The sequence below is a fragment of the Mesotoga infera genome (assembly GCF_900157305.1).
In the GTDB taxonomy this organism is placed as follows: domain Bacteria; phylum Thermotogota; class Thermotogae; order Petrotogales; family Kosmotogaceae; genus Mesotoga; species Mesotoga infera.
Window position 1 is genome coordinate 2,020,201 of record NZ_LS974202.1, and the last position, 19,385, is coordinate 2,039,585.

Below are 19,385 nucleotides of genomic sequence, written 5' to 3' on the forward strand. Positions count from 1 at the left end.
TGGCGTATAGATAAAGCCACTATACTCCGAAGCGTATTTACGATAGTATATAAGAGAATTCGGCCATAACGATTATGAGTGGTGATAAAGTGGACAGACTCAGTGAGTTCATAATTCGACATCGGGCGGCTGTGATAGTCTTTTTCGGAATTCTGGGAATTTTTGGAGCTTTTCTCTCTTCCAAGCTCAGTATCGATTCCGATCTGATGAAAATACTTCCCGAAAACGATCCAGTCATAAGGCAATATGAGAGTTTCATAGAGGGAAACTCTTCGAGAGATGTGACTTATATCGTTATCAAAAGTGACGACAAGTCTCCCCGGGGTATCGACAACCTGGTAGCCGCCGCACGAGAAATTTTTGACAGTGCCGATCAATTCACCAGTATAGAAGCTTTCGTAAGGTTTGACGTAATCTCGGATCTCGGACCGCTCGGCTTTGTACTCGTGGACTCCTCCGAACTTGAATCTCTGAGCAGTTCTAATCAAGATATGGTCAGAAACGTGCAGAGACTCGTTAATTATGACTTTTCGGCCATACACAACATCGGTGAAATGCTGGCGGGATTCGATGATTTCAAAGAAATAATGAAAGGAGATGAAAGCGCGGAGCGCTTTGAAAATTTCATCAGGCTCCCGGACAGTATCCCTCAGAAAGACCCGATGGTCCTGGTCATGGGTTTCAAACTCGACGGCCCCTCGTCAGATGTGGCATATGTGGCCCGTGTAATCCCGTCCCTCCGGAAATGGATAAGCGAGAAGCTCGAGCCGTACGGTCTTACCTATGGTATGGCCGGCGATCATTTCGGCACTTACGATTCTCACAGGCAGGCAACTGACGATTTCATGCTAACAACCGTGATCTCTTTGACTGGAATATCTTTGCTCTTTCTGCTCGCCTACTCTAGCCTTAAGATCACTTTATTCGTATTCTTGTCGTTGGCGGTTTCGATGTTCATAACCCTAGGAGCGGCTCATTTGATTTTTGGGTCGCTCAATATAATTACCTCATTTGTAACCTCCATAACTCTTGGTCTCGGTATCGATTACGGAATTCATATGGTAACAAGACTTTCCGACGGCGCAAAGAAGGAGAGAAATGCGCAGAGGCTCTTAAGGGAGACTTACGGGTCTCTTTTGAAGCCTTTGATGGCGAGTATGCTAACAACGGCAGCCGTTTTCGTGATTCTTGCTTTAATCGATTCCCCGGCAGTAAGGGAACTCGGAATACTTACTTCCTTCGGAATAGTCATATTTTTTATCGTCATGATAACGTTTTTACCTGCACTGAGTATAAAGACCGTCATGAATCTTGGCAGATCGGCGAACATCCATCTTCTTGATCGATTTTTTTCATGGCTGGCAAGGTTGATAAGAAAATTCGGTGTAGTTTCAGGCGGTATTGTCTTCGTACTTATACTTTCTCTAAGTTATCTCGGTTATATAAGCATAACCAATTTTTCTTATACTCCACCGGGACTGATGGCCACCGATTCCGAACAAATAGCCGTTCCGGCGCTGATAGAAAGAACTTTCGGAGGAAGTATCCTGAACTCGGTTCCATTCATGGTCGGCGACGTTGAATCGTTAAGGCGTGCTCATGAAAGCCTCAATAACAATCCGAATATAAGGAGCGTCTTCTCCATACTCTCGATTCTGGAAGATGGAAGTCAGAATCAGGTGAACAGGATACAATCGATCACGAGACAGATAAATTCGATGCGTAACTCGCCACTTGTGGAGGCCCTGCTCAAAAAAGCTCAGTACTACGATTTCATGATTGAACTTCTCGACAGGGCCGAAAGCGTGAAAAGCTCCGACGAACTCATCGATTTAATATCGGAGGTCATACCCGATAGTCTCAAGGAAAGGGTCCTGTACGAAGATGGGCAAGGACGGAGATATTTCGTTATCAACGCTGAGCCTACATCCATAATCTACAGAAACAACGTGATAAAAATCCTTTTCGACAGTGTTGGCGAAGAGCTCAGAGAAGCCGCCGGTGGTTACCCGAAAGTATTCTATTACCTGATGGATGTCGTACGAAAGATATCGATCCCGGTCTCACTCTTTGCTTTTGTAGTCGTTTTTATAATAGTGACCATCGAAAGGAAGAACCTGTTCGATGGATTGAAACTCTTTGCCTTGATGATAGGCATCCTTATGACGATGTTCGGGCTGATGGAGATTTCAGGTATCGAGACGACTTTCATAACGGTAATCTCGGCACCGCTCATAATAGGTATAGGGGTCGATGCGCTGGTATATGTGGTCCACAGTTCGGGAAAGAGAAACGAAAACGAGCTAGCCAGAACGCTGAAATCCATAACTATGTCATCCGTAACAACGATGTTTGCCTTTTTTTCCTTTGCCTTCGCGGAGGGTAAACTGCTGAGAAATTTCGGACTCAGCCTGGCTTCGGGTGTTCTTATGTCACTTGTTGTTGCAACTTTTCTAGTTCCCGTGCTACCATGGAACAGCAAAGAACGAAATGGAGGTTAAGATATGCCTTTGCATCTTTTGGTCGCGTATTACGTTGTTGATCATGCTTTTGTGAACAACACCAAACTTTCGAAAATGGACGACAAGAAGCTTTGGACACATTTCATCTGGGTGATTCTGGTCTTTCTAGCCTTCACTTTCGATGTATTCCTTTCCAATCCCCTTGGCATTCTGTTGCTCATACTCTCTATCGGCGTTACGGTAACTCTGGACATGGGAAGGAAGAAGCTCTCCAACCATTTGATAGAGATAATTGCCTTCTTCATCTTTCTTTTTTTTACGCTTCTCGGCAAGAGTTATCTGAGCAAGTCCTTTGTAACCATTGAGTTTTCTTGGTATCTTTTGGGAATGCTTGCCACTACTGTTGGGGTCACGTATTTTCTGAGAGGGAGGATTTTGGCGGAAAATGCGACCGATTCCATAGGGATAGCCGAACGTATGTCCATATTCATATTCGTTCTCGCAGGACACTGGGAGTGGACTCTGATAGCTATCGGTGCTGCGTTAGCCTTCAGAGTGGTTTTCTCGAAAGATAGAAAAATCGAATGGTTGATAAGTCCCGTAGCCGGTATCGGACTTTCATTCCTCTGGCAACTGCTGATGAGGAGCATGCTGGGTTGACCTATGCTGTAGGAGACATACATGGTTGTCTCGATGTTTTGAGAAGACTTGTACGGTCTCTGGAGGCAAAGAGTTCCGATGTTTTCGTTTTTATCGGTGACTACGTTGACAGAGGGCCCGATTCAAAAGGTGTTATCGATTATCTGATAGCTCTTTCGGAAAGATACGAATGTCACTTCTTAAGAGGTAATCATGAACAGATGTTTCTTGATTATCTGAACCGCGAGCCAGGTGCAATGATCTGGGCATACAACGGTATGGAGAGAACCGTTATGAGTTACGGGAGTTTGGGGGCCGTTCCCGACAATCACATCGATTTTCTCAATAGAACTGTTTACGGCCACACGATAAAAAGGTTCGTTTTTGTCCATGCCGGTGTCAGGCCGGGGATACCACTCGAAGAGCAAGAAGAACGAGACTTGTTATGGATTAGAGAACCTTTTCTAAGCAGTCACAACCCGATCAAGGGTAAGACGGTAATCTTCGGACATACACCACAATTTGGCGGGCCGTTGATCGAAAAAAGCAAAATAGGCATAGACACCGGCTGTGTCTATGGAGGTTACCTTACGGCGTACAGGATCGAAGACAGACACTGGGTGTGTGAGAAATGAAAAACGGGCGGAAGATCTTCCGCCCGTTTCAAGATGATCGGTATATCAGGGATAGATGCCTCTCAATTTGGTCGCGAGTGCAACCTTCTCTATAGCATCTACATAGGCTGCCGATCTCATATCGATGTTGTACTTGTTCGCCGTCGAGGCTACGGAGTTGAAGGCTTCTTTCATGATCTTGTGGAGAGCCCTTCTCACGTCTTCGATATCCCAGAAATAATGCTGCAGACCCTGGACCCATTCGAAGTAGGAGACAGTGACTCCACCGGCGTTTGCAAGGAAGTCCGGAACGATAAAGATGTTCTTGGAGAGTATTATTTCGTCCGCTTCTGGCGTTATCGGTCCGTTGGCTCCCTCGACTATTATTTTGGCCTTGATGTCGCCTGCATTATTCGCCGTTATGGCGTTTTCGAGCGCCGCGGGAACTAGAATATCGACATCTAGAGCCAACAGATCGTTGTTGCTGATTTTCTGGCCCTTTGGATAACCCTCGATTACACCCTTGTTCTGGTCTCTGTAGGCAATTACTTCGTCGATATCGAAACCAGCCGGATTGTACAGACCACCGGAAACGTCGCTAAGGGCAACCACTTTTGAGCCTATCTCTTCGCTTATCAATTTCGCCGCAAAAGAACCGACGTTTCCGAAGCCCTGAACCGCTACTGTGGCGCTTTTTGGATCCATACCCTTGTACTTGGCTGCCTCTTCGGCGATGACTCTGACTCCTCTTCCTGTGGCTTCAGATCTTCCCTTCGAACCGCCAATTTCCAGTGGCTTACCGGTGACTATACCGAGAACGGAGTGGCCAACGTTCATCGAATAAGTATCCATGTACCAGGACATTATCTGCGCGTTTGTGTTGACGTCCGGTGCGGGAATATCCTCGTTCTCTCCTATGATTATCTGTATTTCTGAGAAGAAGCGTCTAGAAAGTCTTTCCAGTTCGCCCATAGAGAGTTCTTGAGGATTTACACAGACTCCACCTTTACCTCCGCCGTAAGGGATACCAACTACGGCACATTTCCAGGTCATCCAGAAAGCCAGCGCTTTTACTTCATCCAGGGTAACGTTTTGATGGTACCTAATTCCGCCCTTCGCCGGGCCTCTGGCAACGTTGTGTTGAACTCTATGACCGGTGAACACTTTTATTTCGCCGTCATCCATTCTCACCGGGAAATTCACCGTGAGTTCTCTCTTCGTTGAAGTGAGAACCTGCCTCATGCTGTTGCTCAGATTCATTACATCCGCAGCTTTGTTAAACTGCTTCAATGCATTTTCAAACAAACTTATCTCGGCCACGAAAATACCTCCTACTCCTTGTTTTTGGTGTCATACCATTTGAATTTTATGATTATATTCAGAGCTTCACAAATCCACGTACGGTCAAAAGGAGACGCTTAAAGTCAATTAAAGACTCCTATGTGTTCTTTTCAAGGCGAGTTTTCTCTATGCTAGCAACTATCAAAAAAAAGCGAGGAGAAAACCTCGCTCTGGTACCCCCAGAAGGAATCGAACCTTCATTTGCGGATTAGGAATCCGCCGTTCTATCCGTTGAACTATAGGGGCGTAACGTGCAGATTATAGCATCACGTTCAAGCCTTTTCAACAGCTTCTCTGCTACAATTGAAAAGTGTCGGTCTAGCTTGATCGAATGTATTCGATTGATCCGGAGAGAGGTGGATATAATTGGAAAGAATTGTGGCTCTTGAATCTACGGTTATCGCTCACGGGCTTCCCTTTCCCGAGAATGTTGACACCGCATTCGAAATGGAAAGAGTAGTGATAGAGAATGGAGGTTTACCAAAAACTATAGGTATCATCGATGGAGAGGTCAGGATCGGTCTTCAAAAAGAAGAGATCCTTTCGTTCGCGAAGGCGAGCGACGTGATGAAGGTCGGAACGGCCGAGATTGCTTACGCTACGGCACTCAAGAGAAATGCCGCAACGACAGTCAGCGCGACGATGTTTCTGGCAAGACTTCATGGTATTTCCGTCTTCTCCACTGGAGGAATAGGTGGTGTGCATAGAGATATCGACTGGGATGTTTCGCAGGATATCATCGAACTCTCCAGAAACGACATCATAGTTGTATCGGCCGGCGTCAAGAATATTCTAGATGTTCAAAAGACCTTGGAGTTTCTCGAGACGTTTCAGGTGACGGTACTGGGATACAGGACCGATTACTTTCCGCTTTTCCATTGTAGAGATAGCCAGTACAGGCTCAATCTACGGGTAGATTCACCCGAAGAAGTGGTAGAAGTTTTGAAGGATAAGAGGCGGCTGGGAATAAAGGGTGGAATTCTGGTTGCCAATCCGATACCGGAAGAGTCGGCAATAGACTTTGATGAAATAAACCTTCTTGTCGAGCAAGCCGTACTCTCTGCAAGAGAAGATGGTATAGGCGGCAAGGCTTTGACCCCATATCTTTTGAGCAAAATCAGCTCTCTTTCTGATGGAAAAACTCTCCGGGCAAATATATCCCTTCTGATAAACAACGCCGCTCTCGGCGGAAAGATAGCGGCCTCTCCAGTGTGGACCGTATGAATTATGTACTGAAGAATTCAAGGGTCTTTTCTGTCGATCTAGGTGAGTTTAGCCATAGGGATCTGTACATAACCGACGGTAGAATCTCAGATAGAGTCGGTCCGGAAGCCCTGACTATGGATCTTTCCGGCAAGTTCATATATCCGGGATTCGTTGACTCTCATGCTCACCTTATCGGGACAGGACTGGAGAAGATGGTAGTAGATCTGCGAAATTGCAGATCGATGGAGGAGCTCCGCTCATGGCTGAAGGAAGAAGGTCCGTTAATCAGAGGCAGAGGCTGGGATCAGGAGACTTTGGGCTTTTTACCGGAGCGCAGGATTCTCGACAGGATCACATCGCAGCCAGCCATTCTCATAAGGAGGTGCGGTCATGTGGCCACTGTAAATTCGGCAGCCATAGATCGTTTCTCTCTCGAAACGCTGGATGGTCTTGATGAAACCGATATAGAGAATGGTGTGATCAAAGAAAGGGCGCTCGAAAGGTTGAACTCGATCGTGAAGTTAACTCCAGAAGAGGTCGAGGAAGCCATACGCATAGGAAGTACTGAATTCCTGAAGTATGGAGTTACCTGTGTTCACAGCGACGATTTTCATGGTTTGAAACTCGAGACGCTGGTCGAGAGTTTAAGTAGAATAAGCAACATCAGGGTATTCGAAAAGATCGCAGTGGAGAACTCCGACCAGCTTTCAATGTTAGATATAGCCAAAGATGGAGAAACGAGTTTTTTCAAAGTGATCGCCGCAAAGATATATATGGACGGATCTCTCGGAGCAAGGACAGCTGCCATGAAAGAGCCTTATTCCGATTCGCCACGAGAAACGGGTGTCCTATACATGGATTGCGAAACTCTGAAAAGAATAGTCGAAAGGGCCGACCGCAAAGCGTTTCAACTATGTGTTCATGTTATCGGCGATAAGTCGCTGGAAGAAGCTTTAAAGGCATTTCACGGTTCGAGAGCCCATGAATTGAAGCACAGGCTGATTCATGTACAGATCGCATCCCCCGAACAGATCCGCAGAATCGCCGACCTGGGACTAACGGCATCGATTCAGCCGGTTTTCTTCGATTCAGATGCCCATATCGCTCCCGATCGTTTCGGAGAGGAACGCATGAGAGATGCCTACCCTTTCAAACAAATGAGGGACGTGGGAATCCGGATGGCCCTTTCCACCGATTCACCCGTCGAAAGTCCCTCAATACTGCCGAACCTGGTATCGGCCGACAGGTTCTTTCAAAGAAGAGATGCGCTGAAAATGTACACAAAGGCCGGTTACTGCCTTGCGAACATGGAGGAAAGGGGCTCTCTTCTCCCCGGCGAAGAGGCCGATCTCTTTGTTTCTTCAGTGAATCTTCTTGATGGCGTGGGAGAGGCGGAATCGGAAATAACTTTCGTGGATGGAAAAATAGTTTACCGAACCGAAAGCCGGTAATTTTACACAAAATTGGATCCGAGGTGGTCTCTTCAGAGTTGCGTTAAAGTTAAATTAAAGAAAACTATCTTGAATAATCCCGATGAAACTGCTAGAATTATAATGAAAAAAGGCGGCTTAATGCCGCCCTCTGGTGGGCTCGGGTGGAGTCGAACCACCGACCGCCCGGTTATGAGCCGGAAGCTCTAACCAAACTGAGCTACGAGCCCGAACACAGAATTGATTATAATATCCCTCTTGGCTTATGTCAAGGGGTTCAGGAGATGATCATATGCTTGATAGCAGTCTTGCAGGACTTCAGACATCTATTGATCCCGTTCAAGAAATGACAATCAGGTATCCCAGAATCCTTGTCATAAAGGCAGCATTCGCTCTTCTCAAAGATGGAAAGTCTATTGAACATAGAGATCTTGAGAAAACCCTGCAATTGTTTCTTTCAAAATGATCAAAAATAGATCTTTTTTCATTTCTTCATCTTCAGATGAAACGAGAGGTTCATTATATCTGAAGGAGTGATACCGGGTATTCTCATAGCCTGTGCTAGAGATTCCGGAGTAGTTTTTTTGAGCTTTTCCCTTCCTTCGGTCGAGAGATTGGCCACCTCATCGTAGTTCAGAGTTCTCGGAATGTATTCGTTTTCCAGCTCATCCAGCCTGTTGATCTCTTCTTTCAACCTTTCAATGTACCCACCGTAACTGGTTTCTATATTTACTTGTTCGATCAGATCTTGATTTTTAAGCGGTTGGGGGTCGAATTCCACGAGATCGCCGTATCCGATACCGGATCTCCTCAGAAGTGAAATGAACTTTACGGTTGTTTCAATCGCAGTACTCCCTGCTTTGACAAGAAGATCGTTTAGCTTTCCGGAAGGCTTTAGAGATATTCTCGATAATCTGTCGATCTGATTGGCGACTTCCTCCTTCAATTTACGGACTTTTTCGAAGAACCATTTCGGTATCAGACCGTATCTATATCCGTACTCGACCAATCTGAAACTGGCGTTGTCGTGTCTCAGCAAGAGTCTGTACTCGGCTCTGGAGGTGAGCAGCCTGTAAGGTTCATCCACTCCCCTTGTGACGAGGTCGTCTATCATGACGCCGATGTAAGCCTCTGACCGCCCCAGGACAAGTTGTTGGAGACCTAGGAGCTTTGCAGAGGCGTTTATCCCTGCCAGAAGTCCCTGACCTGCCGCCTCTTCGTAGCCGCTCGTTCCGTTAACCTGACCGGCGAAGTAGAGGTTCTCGACATTTTTGCTTTCAAGTGTAGGATACAGTTGCATCGGATCAATGTAATCGTATTCTACGGCATAGGCCGGTCTGACAATCTCGGCCCTTTCAAGACCGGAAATGGTTCTGATCATCTCCAGTTGTGTTTCATAAGGCAAACTCGTAGACAGACCGTTCAGATAAAACTCGTTGCTTGAGGCGCTCTCGGGTTCGATAAAGAGTTGATGGCTGTCTTTTGAGGAGAATTTTATGACTTTGTCCTCTATCGATGGACAATAACGCGGTCCACGCGAGTTTATGAGCTTCACATCTCCATAAAGTGGAGAGAAGTGGAGGTCTCTTTTGATTATTTCATGTGTCCTGGTGTTGGTTCTAGTTAGCCAGCAAGGGTGATTGCTTTCGAGAACGAATGGTTCGCTGAAATGTGAAAAGGCTAGTGGAGAGTTTGACGTGTCCTGACGTTCCATCTTTTCGAAGTCTATGGATCTACCAGCGATCCGCGCAGGAGTACCGGTTTTGAAACGTCTTACATCGAATCCCAGCCTTATAAGCGAACGTGATAATTCTGTCGCGGGGAACTCCCCGAGTCTTCCAGCTGGAAACTCCCTGGGGCCTATGAAAATCTTCCCCCCTAAAAAGGTTCCGGTGGTGATAATCACGGCTTTGGCTGAATATCTAAGACCAAAGTGCGTCGATACTGCGACAGTCCGGCCGTTCTCAACTTCAATGTCCGTTACTATACCGCTTTGGAGCGATAAATTCTTCTGTTCTTCCAGTTTTCTCTTCATGATTTTACTGTATTCGTACTTATCTATTTGCGCCCTCAAGGCTCTCACGGCTGCGCCCTTACTTGTATTAAGCACTCTTATATTCAAAGATGTTTCGTCGGTTGTTTTGGCCATCTCTCCACCTAGGGCGTCTATTTCTCTAACGACTATACCCTTTGCGGGACCACCTATTGCAGGATTGCAGGGAGCCCACCCGACCGTGTCGAGATTGATGTTCAGAACCAGTGTTCTCAGACCCATACGGGAGCTGGAAAGTGCCGCCTCAATACCTGCGTGGCCGGCTCCGATGACAACTATGTCAAATTCGTAATCTCTTTTATTTGAACACATAACATCACTCCTCTATCATAGTATTGTACACAGAGAGGGGGCATCGATTTGAGAAAAGTCTGTTTCGTTGATACTACGATGCGAGATGCGCATCAATCGTTACTGGCTACAAGGGTTACGACGAGGGAGCTCAGAGATGTGGCTGCCCTGGTCGATAAAGTGGGTTACCACGCCGTCGAAGTTTGGGGGGGTGCGACCTTCGATTCCTGCGTGAGATATTTGAACGAGAATCCCTGGGAGAGACTTGACGCATTGAAGGGCGAGTTCAAGAACACACAACTCCAGATGCTTCTCAGGGGACAAAACCTTCTCGGATACAGGAACTACGCGGACGATGTAGTCGATTTATTCGTCGAAACGATGTCCAGGCATGGCATAAATATAGTCAGAGTCTTCGATGCACTGAATGACTTTAGAAACCTAGAAAAGTCGGTTCAGGCCATCAAAAAATACGGTATGCATCTCCAGATAGCCATGTCCTATACCACGAGCCCGGTACATAGCATCGAATATTTCGTCGAGCTCTCCGACAGAGCTATCGAGTTCGGTGCCGATTCACTGTGTATAAAGGATATGGCGGGCCTTCTAAAACCCGGTACGGCATACGAACTCGTGTCTGTGATAAAGAAGAGACATACCATCCCCCTCGAAGTGCATTCCCATTTCACTACCGGGCTAGCCGATATGACCTACCTGAAGAGTGCTGAGGCCGGAGCAGACTATCTCGACACGGCAACTTCCTCTATGGCCTTCGGCACCTCGCAACCCGGTGTTGAGAGTCTCTGGACGGCTCTTGCAGATATCGGTTTGGCAGACAAGCCCGATTACAGATTACTGGAAGAGATAAACGATTACTTCGAAAAAGTGAGGAGGAACCATAAAGGTACCGACACCGGATTCACCATCAACACTTCCGTTCTTGAAAACCAGATCCCTGGAGGGATGTATTCGAACCTGATTAATCAGCTGAAAGCTCAAAACATGCAGGAAAGACTTCCCGAAGTTCTTGAGGAGGTTCCGCGAGTCAGGGAAGAACTCGGCTATCCACCACTGGTTACCCCAACCTCGCAAATCGTTGGAGTTCAGGCCGTTCTCAACGTTATCACAGGCGAGAGGTACAAGATGATAACCAAAGAGGTCGAGAAATATATCAAGGGATTTTATGGCAAGCCACCCGCAGATATCTCCGACCATTTGAAGAAAAGAGTTCTCGGAGATGGCGAGCCCATCTCTTTCAGACCGGGCGACGCGATAGAACCGGAAGTGGAGAAGGGCAGGAAAGAACTGGGTTTACTCGCCAGGAACGACGAGGATCTATTGATATATCTCCTTCTTGGCGAGGTAGGAAAGAAGTATCTTTACGAGAAGTACAGGGAAAACCTGAGAATAGACTTCGATATTGCCAGAGACTTTCAGGACGGTATGACGGTCTATCCAGTTTAAAGTACGGTTTTGAAGGCAAATCACGATGAACCATACCCGATTTTCCACTGAAGAGAAAACATAGAGAGTTTTTTACTTATACGCCTTTAATTGTCCATGGGTAAGTTTTTTTCTCACTGCCACAGTGTGAACATTAATAATTAGAAGACTGGATTTCTGGTAGAATTTTTGTAAGGCGATACGCCAATAACAACAAAGGAGGTTATAAAGAATGAGAAAACTCACGGCAATTTTTATCATTATGCTGGTAGTTTTGTCCTTTGTCAGTGCAAAACTAGTCATTTGGTCTTCGGAAAATCAGATACCTGCGCTTCAAAAGCTTGCTGCAGATTTTGAAAGCGACTACGGTATTCAAGTCGAGATACAGCAGGTGAATTTTGGTGACATCAAGTCGAAGTTTCTGACGGCCGCTCCAGCCGGAGAGGGGCCGGACATAATCGTCGGTGCCCACGACTGGGTGGGAGAACTGGCCATCAACGGTCTTATCGAACCGATTCCCTTCCTTCCAGACAAAGAACAGTATTATGAGGTGGCTCTTGAGGCTTTCAATTATGGCGGGAAGCTTTACGGAGTACCATATACCATCGAAGCTATAGGGATTATTTACAACAAAGACCTGGTTTTCGACGTACCCAAAACACTGACAGAACTAGAACAGCTCGCCCTTGAAGCCAGCGATGACGAAGTGGTCGGCTTTATCTACACTGCAGGAGACTTCTACTTCTCTGCCCCATTCATACTGGGAAGGGGCGGATATATATTCAAGGAAACTTCTGCCGGGCTGGATGTCAAAGATATCGGCCTTAGCAACCAGGGTGCGATCGCCGGCGGTAATCTGATTAAGTCCTGGTTCGACAAGGGACTCATCCCCGGAGGACCGAACTATAATCTCATGGATTCTCTGTTCAAGGATGGACTAGCGGCCTTTATTATCAACGGTATTTGGGCTACACCGAGCTACAGAGACGCCGGGATCGACTATGCGATAATTCCCTTCAGCGAAATCACTTTCAACGATGGCACCACGCCGAGACCGTTCGTCGGGGTTCAAGGGTTCATGATAAACGCCAAATCTTCGAACAAACTCGAAGCGACAGAATTCGTGGTCAATTACATCGGTAGCTACGAAGGGCAATACGGTATGTTCCTTGGAGAGAGAAGGGGAACGGCCAGAGCAGACGTATTTGCATTCATTGAAGCTGGCGCCGGTCCGGAACTTTACGATGTTCTTCAGTTCTCCAAGAGTGCTTCTGTCGGTACTCCAATGCCGAACGTTCCGGAAATGGCAAGTGTCTGGGGAGCCATGGGTGATGCGCTTGGCCTTATAATCAATGGCCAGGACACAGTTGAAAACGCATTGAGTGCAGCGGTTCAAAAGATAAAGACTACTATAGGCAATTGATTCCGTTTTTTATCACATCTCTAAACACGGTTAGGCTGAGCGCGGGGCTATTCCCCGCGCTCTGATTCTAATTGCCTGGAGGGATTACCTTGAGTGGAAGACGTTTTGCCGCATTTCTCTTGCTTCTGGCTATTTTGGCCATTTTCAACGGGTTTGCTTTGTGGAGTATCTATCTACTCTATGCAGACGGTAATTTTGGTCTGATGGTTACCATGGTGATTCTTACGCTTCTCATAGATTTGATCGCCCTGAATCCGAAAGGATATCCGTACAGGTACATGATCCCCGCCATGGTACTCCTTTTCATTCTCACTCTATACCCTATGTATTACACGTTCAGAACCGCTTTCACCAATTACGGGACCGGACATCTCTTTACCAGGCAACAGGCCATTCAGAAATTGTTGAGCGACTATTTCTACATCCCCGAAAAGCCTCAAGAGTACGAGTTTTCCATATATATACAACTCAAAGACTACAATCCGACAGATAACTTCATAACTGTACTCCAGTCGAAAGAAAGCGGAGAGGTTTTTGCTGTCCCGAGACCGCAGGCGATAAACAGGGATGCAACAGGAAATATAACTCTTGCCACTGCCAAAATGATTGAAATCAAGGGCGATACATTTTCGATCGGCGGTGTTAATTATTCAATATCTCGCTCACCGACGGGGAGTATTCTGGCTATAAGATCGGATACCGGAGAACGTTACGTTTATTTCTATTCTCCACAGGACCAATCGACAAGGCCAAACGCATCCTTCTATTTCAGCGAAATAAGGGGTGTCTGGCTACGCAACGCCGAGTTCACCGATAGCGAAGGTAACCAGGTGAGACTCTTTCCCAATTCCCTTTACACAACTTTTGCGACTACGGAAAGAAAATACGCTTTGAGGGCTGAAACGGTTTTCTCTGCAGGAAGGGCTGTTCAAGAGACGGTTGTTTACAACAGACAGACGGGAAGAAAGCTCGTTGAAGAGGGCGGCTTCTTTTACGATGTCGATGAAAATGGAAACGATATAACCGTAGAAGGCTATATATCGGATGTCGGTTTCTGGAACTTCGTCAGGATGTTCCGTGACCCGAAGATCAGCAAGCCCTTCTTTCAGGTGTTCGGCTGGACCTTCACCTGGGCCGGGCTCAGCGTTTTCTTCTCTTTCACCATCGGTCTGGCTCTTGCAATGACGCTAAACGACCGCAGGTTGAAAGGGAAGAAGATCTATCGAACCCTAATGATCATACCGTGGGCGGTTCCGGCATTCATATCGGCTCTCGTATGGAGAAACGGTTTCTTCAACGAGACTTATGGTGTTCTCAACAGATTCATAGTACAGGGACTCTTCGGTCTGGAACCGATCAAGTGGTTAAACGACGCTTTCTGGGCAAAAGTATCCGTTCTCATCGTAAACACCTGGCTGGGTTTCCCGTATATGATGACTGTAAGTCTGGGAGCACTTCAAAGTATTCCTGAGGAGTTTTACGAAGCATCTTCGATCGACGGCGCAACCCGGTTGCAAAGATTTAAAAAGATCACCTTTCCTCTGTTGATGGTAACGGTAGCCCCTCTGTTGGTCGGGAGTTTCGCCTTCAACTTCAACAACTTCACGGGAATATATCTGGTGACCCAGGGAGGTCCGGCAATCGTGGGCGCATCTACACCGGCTGGAGCGACGGACATACTGATCTCTTACACTTTCAAACTGGCCTTCGAGGGGAGAGGTCAGGACTTTGGTTTTGCAAGTGCCATTTCGATCATCATTTTCATAATCGTTGCCGGATTCAGTTGGATCAACTTCAAGCTTTCCGGTTCTTTTGAAGAGGTGAGCAGATAATGGCTGTCGAGAGAAGAATTTACTGGTTGAGACATCTAGTACTTATAGCCGTTGTTATAATAGTTCTTTTCCCGATGGTATGGCTGGTGAGCACATCCATAAGGCGCGATCAGGCGGCCTTTTCCTCGAACCTCTTTTCCAGTAGAGTGACTCTCCAACACTACAGGAACCTGTTATTACCCGAGAGAAGTGTCGGAAGGTTGATTCTGGATTTACAGAGTGCCACCTACGCCACAGGGGATTACCGTGGAAAGAGTCAGGAAGAGCTCAAAAAAAACGTTGAGAGTTATCTGGTCAAATTCGATTCTCTCATGGAAGAAAGTCAGAGAATGGTGTCGAATATCGAGTCGGGTATGGCCTCGATAGAGAAAGATGTAGTAAGTAAAGAGAAGAAGATCCTTCTTGAGATTAACGAGATAAGGATCAATGACAAAGAGCTTTTCGAAAACCGTTTAAAACAGATCGGTACTTTTGAAGAGCCCCAGATGGCCTATGCTGTCGGCAGAATTCTCGAGACCACAGTTCCCTCTCTGGAAGGAGTTTATCCCTTCTACGTTGATCTTCTCGGAGAACGGGCAGCTCCGATAACTGAAGCTATGGAAGACTACAGACAGAAGTACGAGAGTACATTGAAATATCGCGACGAGACTCTGAAAGCACTCGTTGGACTGGAGTTTGAAAACCGAGAAGAGGTTATAAAATCATTGAACTCGATAGATAAATATATATCCCTTTCTTCCGTGGATTACTCGGAGTGGAGGAGGGTGGAATGGTTAAGAGTAATCAACAGGTATTTACGTGAAGTAGAGAGTTCTCTGTCGGAGACTGAAGCCTCTGTTCTCAATCAGGCAAGAACAAATCTTTACGACTCTTTCAAGGCGGCAGGAGATGCCTGGGAGGTGATTCTGTCATCTAACGAGAAAGTTTCGCAGGAACTCTCATCCCTTGCCGGTGAAGCTTTCGGTTCAGATTATTACGAATACATCGAAGTAAGGGAGACTCTTTCGGGAATTGAAAATTCGATAGCGGAACTCAAAAAATCTCTTGCCGTTTCCGAATCGGCCGTTCTGGAACTCGAAGACTCGTTCGAGATAGCTATCCCGACAGTTATATCCGAAACCAGGAAACTGTCAGCCCTTATCCCCCCATTTGAACTGGTGGTTTCAAAGGGCATAGAAAGTAGTAATTCCATCTCCAACGCCAAATTGGCAGGATCGCTCGATGGGGTTTTGTCGGCCATGGAAACTATAGATCTCGTGAACGGTCAGTTGGCAGATATTAAGAACGTTGAAGAACTCTCTTCGGAACTCTCAGAGCTTTCATCGAAACTCTCCTGGTTCGTCGATAACAGAGAGGTTCTCATGAAGGTCTCGGGCAACTCTGAGATATCCAAGGGAGCCGATGTAATCAATATAGCCCTGTCAAATCTTTCGAGAGTCTTACCGGTTCTCCAAACCAGTGTTTCCGATTATATTGAAGTTTCAAAGAGTGCCAAAGAGGCTAAATCAAGATTGCAGAATCTGGAAATTGAAAAGGAAAAACTGCTCGATACTATTTCCAGTCACGAAAAAGAAGCGAAAAAGGCTGAAGAGACTTACGCGCATGCCCTGGAGGCTATAAACATAAGGTCGGCGATGCTGCACATCGATCGGGAGATCCTCTCGATGGAAGAGGCCAGGAACTACGTTTCGAGCCTGACTAACCTTTTGAACAGCTACTTCAAAATCAAAGCCTCCGTCCGTTACCGGACACTTTTCTGGTACGACGATTTCGTCAAGGCTAGCACGGAAGCCAGGGATGGTACTGTACTGTTGAAAGAATTGATATCTTCGATGAAAGTGATGAAGGACGACCTGGCTTCGAAGATCTATAACTATATAGAACTCAGGTTTTTAGGAACATCGATAACGCTCGATGACTTTGGAAAGATGCAGGAGACGTACAACACCCTCTTCCAGCAGGTGAATGCCAAGTATCAAAGGGCATCCAGATTAATTTCCGATCTGATAGAAAAACCCACTTCTTATTCCGAATCGTACGCTGCCGAACTCAGAGAAGTGGACAAATCTCTTTTCAGGGCGAACCAGATCTGGGTTCAAAAAGAGAGTACGTATTTCTACTTTGTCAGGTGGCTTCTGAACTCCGTAATAGTGGCTCTGGCCGTTGCCCTCATTAGTGTTACCGTCGCCGCACTGGCAGCGTATCCCTTCAGCAGAATGAGATTCCGTGGAAGGAAACAGGGACTTCTGGCACTGTTGCTGGTCCAGATGTTCCCGTCTATCATGTTCATGGTTGCGTTGTACGCGTTGCTTCAATTCTTGGGAAGTGTCATTCCCTTCCTGGGATTAAACACTCTCGGAGGTTTGATATTCTTGTACTCCGGAGGGATTGCATTCAACATCTGGCTCATAAAGGGTTATTACGACACGATATCCAATTCGCTGGAAGAGGCAGCCATGATCGATGGTGCAACGAAATTCCAGGCCTTCACCAGGGTCATTCTGCCCCTTGCCAGACCCATTCTGGCGGTGGTTGCGATACTGACCTTCATGAACATATTCAACGAATACCTCATCGCAAGGATAATCCTTCAGGATATGAACAAATGGACGTATGCCGTTGGTCTCTGGCAGTTTTCCGGTAGGTTTGAAACCAGCTGGGGACCCTTCACGGCGGCAGCTTTGATAGGTGCGGTCCCGATGGTCATTTTCTTCCTGGTTTTACAGGAGTACATTGTAGGTGGCCTAACGCAGGGCGGTGTTAAAGAGTAATTCAAATGAAGGGGCGGAGAGATCCGCCCCGCTTTTATGGAGGTTTTATGGAATTCGTCTTTCCCGATTATGAAGGAAGTTCGATAGTGAATTTCTCCGCCGGTCTTCTGGAGCACTTCATGGTCCGGCTTCCCGAAGATAGCATTCCTTATTCCTTTGAATCAAACGGAATAGACCTTACAGGATCGGAAAAAGTAGTGGTCTTTGTTATCGATGCACTGGGATACTTCAATCTCCTTAGAGTAATGGAGGAAAAGTCTTTCAGGCTTTTCTCCAGAGAGGATATTAAAATACTCACATCGGTCTTTCCCTCAACCACCACGGCTGCATTGACATCGATATTCACGGCAACTCCCCCCTCAGAGCACGGTTTTCTGGGGTATCTGTTGAACATACCCGAGTATGGCGGTCTGGTAAATATGATAGAACTCACTCCCTATACCCAGGACAGAGACAACCTGACCAGACTGGGGTTCGATCCTTTGAAATATATAGAGCGACAAACCATCTTCGAATTGTTGAAAGAGGCCGGCGTCAGAGGATACCACCTCACATCGAAGAGTTTTGTTAACACAGGATTGACCAGAATGCATACCCGTGGTGGGATCGCTCGGGGTGCGCATGGGATTGGAGATATACTCGAGGAACTTAAGATAGTCCTGGATTCGGAGGAAGCCAACAGTCTCACAATAGTTTACTGGGGCTTGATAGACACCTACGGTCACAAATACGGCCCCGAATCGCTTGCTTATTCGGTCGAAACGACGGCCTTGATCCGTTCCATAGAAGATTTTTTCGATAGATACGTAATGCCGGGAACTAGCTTTTTCATCACAGCCGATCACGGGCAGATTCAAACGCCATGGGACAGGGAAATCTGGTGGTCTAAGTTCGATAGACCCTTCGAAGATATGTACTCTATGCCCGGTGGTGAACAGAGAATGGCCTATATATACACCAGCGATCGAGAGAAGACCCGTGAGGTTCTTGAGGAGCTTTATGGCGACTCTCTCCTTATAATTTCCACAGAAAGCCTCGACTGGAAAAGATATTTCGGTGGCGAGATGCCGAATAATCTAAAAAAGAGGGTCGGAGAGCTGATCACCATATCGAAGGAAGATTACTCTTTCTGTTTCAAATACACCGGTCAGGAACACTCACTCAAGGGTCGTCACGGAGGAATGTCGCCCGAAGAGATGTATGTTCCCCTGATTTTTCTCAGAAAAGGCTAAGTCTTACGGGAGTTTCTACCGTCCCAGTTGATTTCGGCGACGGACTTTTGAAGATAAACGGGTTCAAGGTCGAGGCCGGAAAGTATCTTACCGCTTCTGAAAGCCTCCAGTACGATCTTACGCATTAAAACGGGTGACGGTTCCAAGAGAAAGGTTCTATAATCTTGAAAATCCACTAGCTCCTCGTTTCTTTCCGAGCATACTACGATCGATTTGTCGAGTTTTTCTTTTATCTCTACGATAGAACTGAAAAGAGTTTCACCCGGTCTCTTCTTGAGATACGTCCTCCAATAAAAGTGACCCTCTCTGCCCTTTCTACAGATCACGAAGTCATCGAAACATATCCCTTCAGCCAGCGGATCGAACGAATTGAAAGGAACGACAGGGATGTTATATGGCAGCGAGATCCCTTTTATGGTAGACAACCCCACTCTCAAGCCGGTAAGAGATCCGGGACCAACGCCTGCCCCGAGAAAATCCAGATCGGCAGGAGAGATCTCCAGAAGATCCAGAAACTGCTTGATGACAACAGCTAGTATGGCTCCGTGACGGTCCAGATCTTTCAAAGAGAGACTTACATCGCCTTTACCGTTGCTGGCGGAAAGCAGCAGGGTTCTAGATGAAGTATCGACAATCAAATACTTCATA

At 46.6% G+C, this 19,385-nt stretch carries 14 protein-coding genes and 2 tRNA genes; 11 read left to right on the forward strand and 5 right to left on the reverse strand.

What is annotated here, in order from left to right:
- The first annotated feature begins 89 nt into the window (after nt 1–89).
- The 3 genes from MESINF_RS09155 to MESINF_RS09165 are packed head-to-tail and all read left to right on the forward strand — an operon-like array spanning nt 90 to nt 3,736.
- Nucleotides 90–2,501 carry an efflux RND transporter permease subunit gene (locus tag MESINF_RS09155; protein ID WP_169699533.1) on the forward strand — a complete coding sequence of 804 codons (2,412 nt, stop codon included), beginning with the start codon at nt 90–92 and terminating at the stop codon, nt 2,499–2,501.
- 3 nt (nt 2,502–2,504) lie between these two features.
- The gene (locus tag MESINF_RS09160; RefSeq protein WP_169699534.1) at nt 2,505–3,122 is read left to right on the forward strand and encodes a hypothetical protein; all 618 of its coding nucleotides are present in this window, start codon (nt 2,505–2,507) and stop codon (nt 3,120–3,122) included.
- 38 nt (nt 3,123–3,160) lie between these two features.
- Nucleotides 3,161–3,736, forward strand: coding sequence for a metallophosphoesterase family protein (locus MESINF_RS09165; RefSeq protein ID WP_231936701.1), 576 nt, complete (start codon nt 3,161–3,163; stop codon nt 3,734–3,736).
- A gap of 45 nt (nt 3,737–3,781) precedes the next feature.
- On the opposite strand, the gene MESINF_RS09170 is transcribed toward MESINF_RS09165, so the two are convergent.
- Complete coding sequence (locus MESINF_RS09170; RefSeq protein WP_169699536.1) at nt 3,782–5,035, reverse strand: Glu/Leu/Phe/Val family dehydrogenase; 1,254 nt, start codon at nt 5,033–5,035, stop codon at nt 3,782–3,784.
- 192 nt (nt 5,036–5,227) lie between these two features.
- Nucleotides 5,228–5,302, reverse strand: a tRNA-Arg gene (locus MESINF_RS09175).
- Nucleotides 5,303–5,422: 120 nt separating this feature from the next.
- Here MESINF_RS09175 and MESINF_RS09180 point away from each other — a divergent pair.
- Together MESINF_RS09180 and MESINF_RS09185 are read left to right on the forward strand one after the other, a co-directional pair.
- Nucleotides 5,423–6,280 (forward strand): pseudouridine-5'-phosphate glycosidase, encoded by an 858-nt coding sequence (locus MESINF_RS09180; RefSeq protein WP_169699537.1) that lies wholly within the window; start codon nt 5,423–5,425, stop codon nt 6,278–6,280.
- Nucleotides 6,277–7,713, forward strand: coding sequence for an amidohydrolase (locus MESINF_RS09185; protein WP_169699538.1), 1,437 nt, complete (start codon nt 6,277–6,279; stop codon nt 7,711–7,713). Before MESINF_RS09180 ends, MESINF_RS09185 begins: the two co-directional genes overlap by 4 nt.
- Before the next feature lie 131 nt (nt 7,714–7,844).
- Here the strand turns inward: MESINF_RS09185 and MESINF_RS09190 are convergent.
- A tRNA-Ile gene (locus tag MESINF_RS09190) sits at nt 7,845–7,922 on the reverse strand.
- Nucleotides 7,923–7,984: 62 nt separating this feature from the next.
- On the opposite strand from MESINF_RS09190, the gene MESINF_RS09195 reads away from it, so the two are divergent.
- The gene (locus tag MESINF_RS09195; RefSeq protein WP_169699539.1) at nt 7,985–8,158 is read left to right on the forward strand and encodes a hypothetical protein; all 174 of its coding nucleotides are present in this window, start codon (nt 7,985–7,987) and stop codon (nt 8,156–8,158) included.
- 18 nt (nt 8,159–8,176) lie between these two features.
- On the opposite strand, the gene mnmG is transcribed toward MESINF_RS09195, so the two are convergent.
- Entirely contained in the window at nt 8,177–10,057 is a 1,881-nt protein-coding gene (gene mnmG, locus MESINF_RS09200; RefSeq protein ID WP_169699540.1) for a tRNA uridine-5-carboxymethylaminomethyl(34) synthesis enzyme MnmG, read from the reverse strand.
- Between the two features lie 48 nt (nt 10,058–10,105).
- Between mnmG and MESINF_RS09205 the strand changes: the two genes are divergently transcribed.
- The 5 genes from MESINF_RS09205 (at nt 10,106) to MESINF_RS09225 (ending at nt 18,737) form a co-directional block, all read left to right on the forward strand.
- Nucleotides 10,106–11,500, forward strand: a complete 1,395-nt coding sequence (locus MESINF_RS09205) for a pyruvate carboxylase subunit B (protein ID WP_169699541.1) — start codon at nt 10,106–10,108, stop codon at nt 11,498–11,500.
- A gap of 211 nt (nt 11,501–11,711) precedes the next feature.
- Nucleotides 11,712–12,902, forward strand: a complete 1,191-nt coding sequence (locus MESINF_RS09210; protein WP_169699542.1) for a sugar ABC transporter substrate-binding protein — start codon at nt 11,712–11,714, stop codon at nt 12,900–12,902.
- An 89-nt stretch (nt 12,903–12,991) separates the two neighbouring features.
- Entirely contained in the window at nt 12,992–14,734 is a 1,743-nt protein-coding gene (locus tag MESINF_RS09215) for an ABC transporter permease subunit (RefSeq protein WP_169699543.1), read from the forward strand.
- Nucleotides 14,734–17,505, forward strand: coding sequence for a sugar ABC transporter permease (locus MESINF_RS09220; protein WP_169699544.1), 2,772 nt, complete (start codon nt 14,734–14,736; stop codon nt 17,503–17,505). The genes MESINF_RS09215 and MESINF_RS09220 overlap by 1 nt, the downstream gene beginning before the upstream one ends.
- A gap of 47 nt (nt 17,506–17,552) precedes the next feature.
- On the forward strand, nt 17,553–18,737 hold the full coding sequence (locus tag MESINF_RS09225; RefSeq protein WP_169699545.1) for an alkaline phosphatase family protein: 1,185 nt from the start codon (nt 17,553–17,555) through the stop codon (nt 18,735–18,737).
- Here the strand turns inward: MESINF_RS09225 and tsaB are convergent.
- A complete protein-coding gene (tsaB, locus tag MESINF_RS09230; protein WP_169699546.1) occupies nt 18,734–19,384 on the reverse strand; it encodes a tRNA (adenosine(37)-N6)-threonylcarbamoyltransferase complex dimerization subunit type 1 TsaB in 651 nt (216 codons plus the stop codon). The two genes, MESINF_RS09225 and tsaB, sit on opposite strands and share 4 nt — an antisense overlap.
- Nucleotide 19,385: the final 1 nt, after the last annotated feature.

Coding starts and splice junctions, on each gene's coding strand:
- MESINF_RS09160 (WP_169699534.1), top strand. CDS start 2,505: ATGCCTTTGCATCTTTTGGTCGCGTATTACGTTGTTGATCATGCTTTT.
- MESINF_RS09185 (WP_169699538.1), top strand. CDS start 6,277: ATGAATTATGTACTGAAGAATTCAAGGGTCTTTTCTGTCGATCTAGGT.
- MESINF_RS09195 (WP_169699539.1), top strand. CDS start 7,985: ATGCTTGATAGCAGTCTTGCAGGACTTCAGACATCTATTGATCCCGTT.
- mnmG (WP_169699540.1), bottom strand. CDS start 10,057: ATGTGTTCAAATAAAAGAGATTACGAATTTGACATAGTTGTCATCGGA.
- MESINF_RS09210 (WP_169699542.1), top strand. CDS start 11,712: ATGAGAAAACTCACGGCAATTTTTATCATTATGCTGGTAGTTTTGTCC.
- MESINF_RS09220 (WP_169699544.1), top strand. CDS start 14,734: ATGGCTGTCGAGAGAAGAATTTACTGGTTGAGACATCTAGTACTTATA.
- MESINF_RS09225 (WP_169699545.1), top strand. CDS start 17,553: ATGGAATTCGTCTTTCCCGATTATGAAGGAAGTTCGATAGTGAATTTC.
- tsaB (WP_169699546.1), bottom strand. CDS start 19,384: ATGAAGTATTTGATTGTCGATACTTCATCTAGAACCCTGCTGCTTTCC.